The organism is Catenulispora pinisilvae (assembly GCF_015356865.1).
Taxonomy (GTDB): Bacteria; Actinomycetota; Actinomycetes; order Streptomycetales; family Catenulisporaceae; genus Catenulispora; species Catenulispora pinisilvae.
Window position 1 is genome coordinate 1 of sequence record NZ_JAAFZA010000339.1, and the last position, 9,035, is coordinate 9,035.

Here is a 9,035-nt window from a genome sequence, read left to right on the forward strand (position 1 = left end):
GTGTCCGGGGGTCAAGTCCGCGCCCTTACGGTAGGCGGGCAGGTGGCGGCCGCGTACAGCGCGAACTGGACCCCCGGCCACCGGCGCTGTAGGCGAAGCCCTGCCGACGCGACCGAGGGGAACGAACCGAAAACCGGCCGGATAGGTGCAAAGCCCAGTGGTGCGGTACCGGCGGCTCGGCGAGCTCGGCCGCCGGTTCAGGGCGTGGCAACGCGGCAGTCCCCAGGCTGCGCGGTCTGGGTTGGCGGGCGCCGGATCGGCCCGGCGGCCACGACCGATACCGTCGAGTCAGCGGCATGCCGAGATAGCAGCCCATCAGAAGGCGGGCATGTCACCGACCAGCTGAGCACCGGTCCGCCGCCACATCTTCACCGGCAGCGGCGCCGACCAGCCCGTGTCTACGGGCCCTTCGATTGCTATTCTTCCGGTCGGTTTTCGGTTCGTTCCCCTCGGTCGCGTCGGCAGGGCTTCGCCTACAGCGCCGGTGGCCGGGGGTCCAGTTCGCGCTGCACGGCCGCCACTTCCACGCCTGACCGCAGGCGCGCGGACTTGACCCCCGGACACCGGTGCTGTACCCCCCGGGCTGACGACGCGACCGAGGGGAACGGACCGTAGCCACCTCACAAACCGCCAGCGCAGGGCCCTGACCGGACCACCCTATGGAGCAGCGCCAGTTCCCCGAGGGAGCCGAGAGCCCCCGCCGGAGGCGCCGGGCTCTTCACCACAGCTCTTGACCTTGACCTTGCAGTTGACCTTGACTGTGATCTTGTTCTTGACCTGGCTCTTGCCTGTACTCGTGCTCTGACTTTCCGGAGTGGAAGAGGCTTGAGGTGCGGCGGGGTCGTGAACACGAAAACCGGCAGCCGACAAACACACCCGCCGCCCCGAACCCCGAACCGGCACAACCATAACCGAAGGCCGTAAAAAGCTTTACAACCACAGCCAAAGCGCAACCCGGCCCACAAACCCCACCCCCCAAACAACCCGAACCCGAACAGCCCTCGCGGCGCGTAACCTCTAGCGCTCTTACCGCACCTCACTACAACACCGCACTACAGCACCTCGGCCACCGCACCGGCCACCCGCTCCGCCGCGTCGTCGGACAGCGGCGCCCCGGCCACCGTCACTATGTAGAACACGTCGACCGCCTCGGCGCCGAGCGTCGAGACCCGTGCCGAGCGCACCGAGACCCCGGTGCCCGCGAGCGCCGAGGCGACGCGGTAGAGCAGGCCCGGCGCGTCCCGGGCCTTCACCTCCAGCACGGTCGCCGAGGCCGAGGCGCCGGGCAGCACGGCCACGCTGGGCGCCGCGACCAGCCGGTTGCGGCGCTCGCCGGCCTCGCGGGAGGCCAGGCGGGCGGCGACGTCCAGGGTGCCGGCCAGGGCCGCGCGGACGTCCTCGCGCAGCCGGTCCTGGAGCGCGGTGCTCCAGTCGGCGGCGACCAGCCAGCGCTGGACGAAGACGCCGTCCACGGTCTCGGTGGTGGCGGCCCGGATGGTCAGCCGGCGCAGGGCCAGCGCGCCCGCGACCGCGGCGAGGACGCCTATCCGGTCCGGAGCCGCGACCGAGACGGTCCGCGCGTCCTCGACTTCGACGACGATGCCGTCCGGATCGCTCTTGCTGCGCGCGGCCAGGGCCGCGGAGCGGGCCGGGTCCGAGGGCTCGGCGACCGGCGGGTCGAAGCCGAGCAGCGCGGCCTCGGCGCGGACCGCGAGGCCGTGGTAGAGCCCGGCGCGCCAGGGGTTCCAGGCCGCGGGTCCGGTCGCCTTGCTGTCGGCCTCGGACAGCGCGCGCAGCAGCCGCAGCGCTTCCAGCCGCGGGACGGCCAGTTCGGCGAGCGCGGTGAGGAGCGCCTCGAGGGTGGCGGGGTCGTCGGGGTCGCGCGCGGTGGCCAGGCCGGGGAGCAGCAGATGGTGCCGGACCAGGCCGGTCAGGGTACTGACATCGGCGGAGCCGAAGCCGAGCGCCGGGGCCAGTTCGCCGGTCAGCTCCGCGCCGACCTCGCAGTGGTCGCCGGGCAGGCCTTTTCCTATGTCGTGCAGCAACGCGGCGACCAGGAGCAGGTCGGGCCGGTCCACCCGGCGCGCGAGGTCGGCGGCCGCGACGACGGTCGCCAGCGTGTGCCGGTCGACGGTGTGGATGTGCAGGCTGTTGCGCTGTGGCAGGGACCTGATACGCCGCCACTCGGGCAGCAGCGGGTGCAGGACGCCGGACCGGTCCAGCGCCTCCCAGACCGGGATCAGCCCGGAGCCGGCGCCGAGCAGCGTGACGAACTCCTCGCGCGCCGCCCGGGGCCAGGGCCGCGGCAGCGGCGCCGACTCCTCGGCCAGGCGGCGCAAGGTGTTCGGCGCGAAGGAGAGTCCTGATCCGGCGGTCGCGGCGGCGGCGCGCAGCCCGAGGACCGCCTCGCGCGAGGGGGCGGCGGCCCGGGCGAGGTAGACCTCGCCGTCCTGTTCCACGACGCCGTCGGCGAGCGGGTTGCGCACCGGGCGCCGGGCGGGGTTGCGCGCGGCCAGGGCGGCGTCCACTTGGCGCCAGGCGGCTTCGGCGGCGTAGGAGATGGTGGTCGCGGCCTCGGCCACCCGGCGCAGCAGGAGGTCGGCGTCAGTGGTGTAGAGCTCTGAGGTGATCAGGTCCGCGCTGCCGGCGATGGGGTCGGATTCTTCGCCGCCGATCGTGACGATCACCGTCGCCTCGCCCGCGGAACCGAGGTCGGCGGCGAACAGTTCGTTGTCCTCCAGCGGCTGAGTCAGGGTTCGGTCATCGTCGTCCCCCAGCACCCCGGCGGCCCGCAGCACCGCCGCGACCCCGTCCTGCTCCTGGAGCAGCAAGCGGTCCAGCGCGCGGCCCGAGACGGTGTGCAGCGCGTCCCGCACGTCCAGCAGGAACTCGCGGGCCCGCTCCGGCGCCCCGTGCGGCACGTCCACCAGCCAGGTGGCCGAGATGAAGCGCAGCATCGTGGAGTCGCGCAGTCCGCCGCGCGCCTCCTTCAGGTCGCCCTCCAGCCGGTACGCCAGTTCCCCGTGCCGCGCCACCCGCGCCGCGTACTCCTCGCGCAGGTCGCGCAGGCGGCGGGGGGCGTCGCGGCGCCAGTCGGCGAAGAGCTGGGCGCGGACCGCGGTGACCAGGCCTGCGTCGCCGGCCACCAGCCGGGAGTCCAGCAGGCCCGAGGCCACGGCCAGGTCGGTGCGGGCCAGTTCGCGGGCCTCCTCGACGGTGCGGACCGAGTGGTCCAGCTTGGCGCCGGAATCCCAGACCGGGTACCAGATCTTCTCGGCGATCTGCCCGATGGTCGCCGGGGCCAACGACGCCGCGTGCAGCAGCACCACGTCCAGATCAGAGCCCGGAGAAAGCTCCTGGCGGCCGTAGCCGCCGACCGCGACCAGCGCTATCCCCGGCTGGTCCGGCAGCAGTGAGGTCAGGAAGGCGTCCGCGGCGTCCGAGCGCGCACGCCGAATGGCCGGCCCGATCTGCTGACCGGGCCGGCCATCGGCTCCCACGCCACTGGGGCTCAGGGGGTGCTGGTCCACTACAGCGCCGCGCCTCCGGTCTCACCGGTGCGGATGCGGGTCACCTCCTCGACCGGGGTGACCCAGATCTTCCCGTCCCCGATCTTGCCGGTGACCGCCGCCTTGACCACCTCGTCCACCAGCGCCTCGACGTCCTCGTCCTCGCACAGGACCTCGATCCGCAGCTTGGGCACCAGGTCGACGGTGTACTCCGCGCCCCGGTAGACCTCGGTGTGGCCGTGCTGCCGGCCGTAGCCGCTGGCCTCGGAGACGGTGATGCCGTGGACCCCGAAGCGCTGCAGGGCCTCCTTGACCTCCTCCAGCTTGAACGGCTTGACGATCGCCGTGATCAGCTTCATGCCTTCACACCCTCCGTGACGTCGTTGTCGGCCTGGTCGGCCTTCGCCGGCTTGTCGGCCTTCGCGGGCTTGGCCGCGGGCGCCGCCTCACCGGCCCCGGCCACCGCCGTACGCAGCGAGCCGGCCAGCCGGCCCCAGTCGTAGGCGGTCTCGGAGTGCTCGGTGCTGTCGATGCCCTCGACCTCGGCATCGGCGCTGATGCGCATCCCGATCGTCTTATGCAGGACGATACCCAGGATGTAGGAGACCACGAACGAGTAGCCGAGCACGATCCCGGCGCCCTCACACTGCGAGATCAGCTGGTCCACGCCGCCACCGTAGAACAGTCCGGCCTTGGCGCCGTTGCTGTAGCCGGAGACCATGTCCTTGGTGGCGAAGAAGCCGATCAGCACGGTGCCCAGGATGCCGCCGACCAGGTGCACGCCGACCACGTCCAGCGAGTCGTCGTAACCCAGCTTGTTCTTGAGGTTGATCGCGTAGCAGCAGAGGAAGCCGGGGATCAGGCCGACGAACATCGCGCCCAGCGGGGAGACCGAGGCGCAGGCCGGGGTGATCGCGACCAGGCCGGCCACCGCGCCGGAGGCGGCGCCCAGCGAGGTGAAGGTGCCGTGCTGGATCTTCTCGGCGATCAGCCAGCCGACCATCGCGGTACAGGTGGCCACCTGGGTGTTGATGAAGACCATCGAGGCCTGGCCGTTGGCGCCCAGGGCGGAGCCGGCGTTGAAGCCGAACCAGCCGAACCACAGCAGGCCGACGCCGAGCATCACGAACGGCACGTTGTGCGGCCGCATCGGGTCCCGCCCGAAGCCGACCCGCTTGCCGAGCACCAGGGCCATCGCCAGGCCCGCGGCACCGGCGTTGATGTGCACCGCGGTCCCGCCGGCGAAGTCCATGACGTGCAGGTTGTGATTGATGAAGCCGTTCGGCGAGAACACCCAGTGCGCGACCGGGAAGTAGACCAGCGTCACCCAGCCCGCGACGTAGACGGTCCAGCCGACGAACTTGGTACGGTCGGCCAGCGACCCGGAGATCAGCGCCGGAGTGATGATCGCGAACATCAGCTGGAAGCAGACGACCGCGATGGTCGGCACCCCGGTGGACCCGAACAGCGTCCCGCCGCTGTGGCCGGTGCCGAAGCCCTGGCCGATGTCGTGCAGGGCCCACTGGTGCAGACCGCCCCAGAGGCCGTTCCCGCTGCCGTCCCCCGAACCGACGTTGCCGAACGACACGGACCAGCCGTACAGGACCCACAAGATGGTCACCACGGCGATCGCGATGAAGTTCATCATGAGCATGTTCAGGACGCTCTTCGCGCGGACCATGCCGCCGTAGAAGAACGCCAGCCCCGGTGTCATGAGCAGCACGAGTGCTGAACTCGCGAGCACCCAAGCGGTGTCACCATTGCTGAACGCGGATGGCATCGCTTCTCCCTCACCTGATTCGACGGACGATGGGAGAGAGCCTGGCGGCGCACCGTTTCCACGGGCGCCGCCGAGTGTTTCGGAGCCGTGACAGATGCTCCGCCAGTGTTACATCCGGGTGAACTTGTCCCGTCTGGTGAGATCGGTCCGTTACAAAACGGACATGTGTCAGCTTCCTGTCACGAGCTCCCATGAAGTCCGCATCGGCGGGAACGCGCCGCTCACGCCGGGGCCGGCAGCACCGCGAGGGTCCGTTCGTGGACCTCCCGCACCGACCGCACGTCCGGATAGCGCGCGAACAGGTTGCCGGCGGTGGTGCGCAATCGGTCCTCGACCCGCTTGGAGCGCAGCCGCCGCACCAGCTCGGTGCCGCTGTGCAGGTGGGCCACCGCGGCCTCGGGCTCGCGCTGCTGGAGCCGCACCGTGGCCATCCCGACGACGTTCAGCGCCCGGCTGCGCAGATAGGCCTCGTCGGCCGAGTGCAGCTCCACGGCCCGGTCTATGTTCTTCGCCGCCTGCTCGGTGAGCTGCGGATAGCGGTAGGCCAGGTCCCGGAAGGAGTGCCCGTTCTCCCCGGACAGCTCGGCCTCGGTGAAGAACGCCGCCCAGGTCGGGTCCCCGCTGCGGGACCGGTCCACCTCATCGCCCGGGAACAGGTCCTCGGCCGCGGCTATGGCCCGGCGGCAGTTGTCGCTGTCGCCGAGGTTGGCGTAGGCCCGGGCCTCCATCGCGGCCAGCAGCGACTGCACCCGCGCGGTGGTGGTGCCGTGACTGCCGTACTGGGCCAGGTGCACCAGTTCCAGCGCGTCCTGCGCCCGGTTGATGTGGATCATCTGCCGGGCCATGGTGGCCAGCACGTGCGCCCCCAGCGGGGTGTCGCCGGCCTCCCGGGCGGCGTGCAGCGCGAGCACGAAGTACCGCTGCGCCGAGGGCTGCATGCCTATGTCGTAGGCCATCCAACCGGCCAGGAGCGCCAGCTCCGCGGCGGTCCGGAACAAGCGCTCCGCCAAGGACGGCGCGTAGTTGTCCCGTAACAGCTCGGTGACCTCGTGCAACTGGCCGACCACGGCCATCCGGCGCAGCCCGCCGCCGCATTGGGCGTCCCAGCTGCGGAACAGCCGGGTGGTCTCCTCCAGCCGGTCCATCTCCTCGGCGGTGACCCGGCCGGCCGGGCGGCCGTTGACCGAGTGCTGCTCCGGCACCGGGCTGAGCCAGCGCTTCATCGGCTCGATCAGGGACGGGCCGGCGGACAGCGACAGCGAGGTGCCCAGGAACCCGCGCCGGTTGAGCATCAGGTCGCTGCGGGCGAAGTCGCCCAGCAGCTCGATCGAGCGGCGGCCGGTCCACGGCAGGTCGACGCCGGAGGTGGCCGGGGGTGCCGCGGGTTCGCGCAGGCCGAGTTCGGCGTGGGTGATCACGGTGCCGAAGCGCTCGGAGAACAGCTCGACCAGGATGCGCGGGGCCGGGTCGCGGGGGTGTTCGCCGTCCAGCCAACGGCGCACCCGCGAGGTGTCGGTCGAGACGTGGGCCGCGCCCAGTTGCCTGGCGCGCTTGTTGACCAGTCTCGCCAATTCCCCCTTCGACCACCCGGAACGTTGGAACCAAGAATTGAGGAGTTCGTTGGGCGGCTTGCCGGTCATTCTTTGTTGCCCCCTGGAGATTCACGCCGGTCCGGCCGGAATGCGAAACCCTGTGTTGCAGAACGTAACCGCACCGCGACGATGCCCGCAGCCGAACGTTTTCGAACACTGCGATTCGCCAGTGTTCGCCACCTTGTCGAACCAGAAGTTGTCGGACAACACAGGTCTAACGACCATCACGGGCGGGCAGCGTCAGGGCGGGACCCGTCGGTGTGGTGCCGGACCTGCGGGCATGGGCGCCGGACATGGTGCGTGACTTCGGGACCGCTGTCGGCGTTGGAGGATGCATGCGAGTTCGCCTGGGGGGTGCGCGCCACCCCCACGCCCGGCCGACGGCGGCGCTCCGCCTGCCCGCGGCCTATGACCTGTTGGACGTGCCGGCCGGGGCCGGGCACCGGGTGCTGTTGCAGATGGAACGCGTGGGGGCGCCGTTGGGGCCGGTGCTGAGCGTGCAGGCCTCGGGGCCCGGGCACGAGAGCGCGAGCGCCCGGCGGTTGCAGTTCTTCGTGGAGGCGGGCACCACGGCCTCGTTCCTCGCGGATCTGAAGGACCTGGGCTGGGACCCCGGCGAGACCGACATCCGGACCGTCGGCGTGGTGCTGGCCGCCGAGACGCCGCTGCCGGCGGCGGGCAGTCCGCGGTGGGTGCGGTCGCCGGAGACTTCGCCGGAGACACCGGCCTTCCTCAAGACGGCGTCTGGGCGGACGACGGCGCTGCCCCCGGCCCGGTTGCTGCTGGGAGCCCTGGCGTACGCGTGCCGACGAGCCGAGCAGCGGCGGGCCTGCGCACTGTTCGCCGGGAGCCGGGCGGGCTGACCGCGGGCGGCCGTTCGACAACGGCCGAACCACCCGGCTCCACGTGCGAGGATGTCTCCCATGGAGTTCCTCGTCATCGGCATCATCATCGCGGCCATAGCCATCATCGGCGCGACCGCCCTGTTCTACCGTGCCCGAGGCAGTCGCCGTCCGGTGGCCCCGCCGCCGGCGGCCCCGCCGGTGCCGGCCAAGGCGGAGGACTCACCGGCCGGGACCGGGGAGACCGCCGTCGCCGAGCGGGCACCGCCGGCCGCGGCCGCGCCGGCCCCCGAGGCGCCGGCCGCCGAGGTCGAACTCGAGGTCCCGGAGCCCACCGCCGGCCGACTGGTCCGGCTGCGCTCGCGGCTGTCGCGCTCGCAGGGGACGCTCGGCCAGGGCCTGCTGAAGCTGCTGAGCCGGGACAAGCTCGACGAGGCCACCTGGGAGGAGATCGAGGACACGCTGATCGCGGCCGACCTCGGTGTCGGCCCGGCCGGCGAGCTGGTCGAGCGGCTGCGCACCCACACCCGGGTGCAGGGCGCCCGGACCGTGGACGAGGCCCGCGCGCTGCTGCGCGAGGAGCTGGTCGCGCTGATCGACCCGACGCTGGACCGGACGCTGAAGGTGGCCAAGCACCCCGCCGCCGACGGGGCGCCGGAGCGCCCGGCGGTGGCGATGGTGGTCGGCGTGAACGGCACCGGCAAGACCACGACCACCGGCAAGCTGGCGCGGGTGCTGATCGCCGACGGCTACACGGTGGTGCTCGGCGCCGCCGACACCTTCCGCGCGGCCGCCGCCGACCAGCTCCAGACCTGGGGCCAGCGGGTCGGCGCGTACACCGTGCGCGGGGCCGAGGGCGCCGACCCGGCGTCGGTCGCCTTCGAGGCGGTGAAGGAGGGCACCGGGATGGGCGTGGACACCGTGCTCATCGACACCGCCGGCCGGCTGCACACCAAGGCCGGGCTGATGGACGAGCTCGGGAAGGTCAAGCGGGTCGCCGAGAAGCAGGGCACGGTCGACGAGGTGCTGCTGGTGCTGGACGCCACCACCGGCCAGAACGGCCTGGTGCAGGCCCGGGTGTTCGCCGAGGTGGTGGACATCACCGGCATCGTGCTGACCAAGCTGGACGGCACCGCCAAGGGCGGCATCGTGGTGGCCGTGCAGAAGGAGCTGGGCGTGCCGGTGAAGCTGGTCGGGCTCGGCGAGGGGCCGGACGACCTGGCGCCGTTCGACCCGGAGGCGTTCGTCGACGCGCTGCTCCAGTAACGACCGCGGACACAAGCAGGAAGGGCGGCCGGTTTCCCGGCCGCCC

Annotated in this window: 6 protein-coding genes; 2 read left to right on the forward strand and 4 right to left on the reverse strand. The window is 71.9% G+C overall.

Annotated features, from left to right (window positions below; translation table 11 throughout):
- Positions 1-1,052: 1,052 nt before the first annotated feature.
- From IZR01_RS45710 to IZR01_RS45725, 4 genes are all read right to left on the reverse strand, one after another.
- Positions 1,053-3,500, reverse strand: coding sequence for an ACT domain-containing protein (locus tag IZR01_RS45710; RefSeq protein WP_194927477.1), 2,448 nt, complete (start codon positions 3,498-3,500; stop codon positions 1,053-1,055).
- A gap of 29 nt (positions 3,501-3,529) precedes the next feature.
- Entirely contained in the window at positions 3,530-3,868 is a 339-nt protein-coding gene (locus tag IZR01_RS45715; protein ID WP_194927478.1) for a P-II family nitrogen regulator, read from the reverse strand.
- Entirely contained in the window at positions 3,865-5,289 is a 1,425-nt protein-coding gene (locus tag IZR01_RS45720) for an ammonium transporter (protein ID WP_194927479.1), read from the reverse strand. Before IZR01_RS45720 ends, IZR01_RS45715 begins: the two co-directional genes overlap by 4 nt.
- 221 nt (positions 5,290-5,510) lie before the next feature.
- A complete protein-coding gene (locus tag IZR01_RS45725; protein WP_194899117.1) occupies positions 5,511-6,929 on the reverse strand; it encodes an NsdA family TPR-like regulatory protein in 1,419 nt (472 codons plus the stop codon).
- 287 nt (positions 6,930-7,216) lie between these two features.
- On the opposite strand from IZR01_RS45725, the gene IZR01_RS45730 reads away from it, so the two are divergent.
- A complete protein-coding gene (locus tag IZR01_RS45730; protein WP_194927480.1) occupies positions 7,217-7,744 on the forward strand; it encodes a hypothetical protein in 528 nt (175 codons plus the stop codon).
- A gap of 60 nt (positions 7,745-7,804) precedes the next feature.
- On the forward strand, positions 7,805-8,989 hold the full coding sequence (ftsY, locus tag IZR01_RS45735) for a signal recognition particle-docking protein FtsY (RefSeq protein ID WP_194927481.1): 1,185 nt from the start codon (positions 7,805-7,807) through the stop codon (positions 8,987-8,989).
- Positions 8,990-9,035 lie beyond the last annotated feature (46 nt).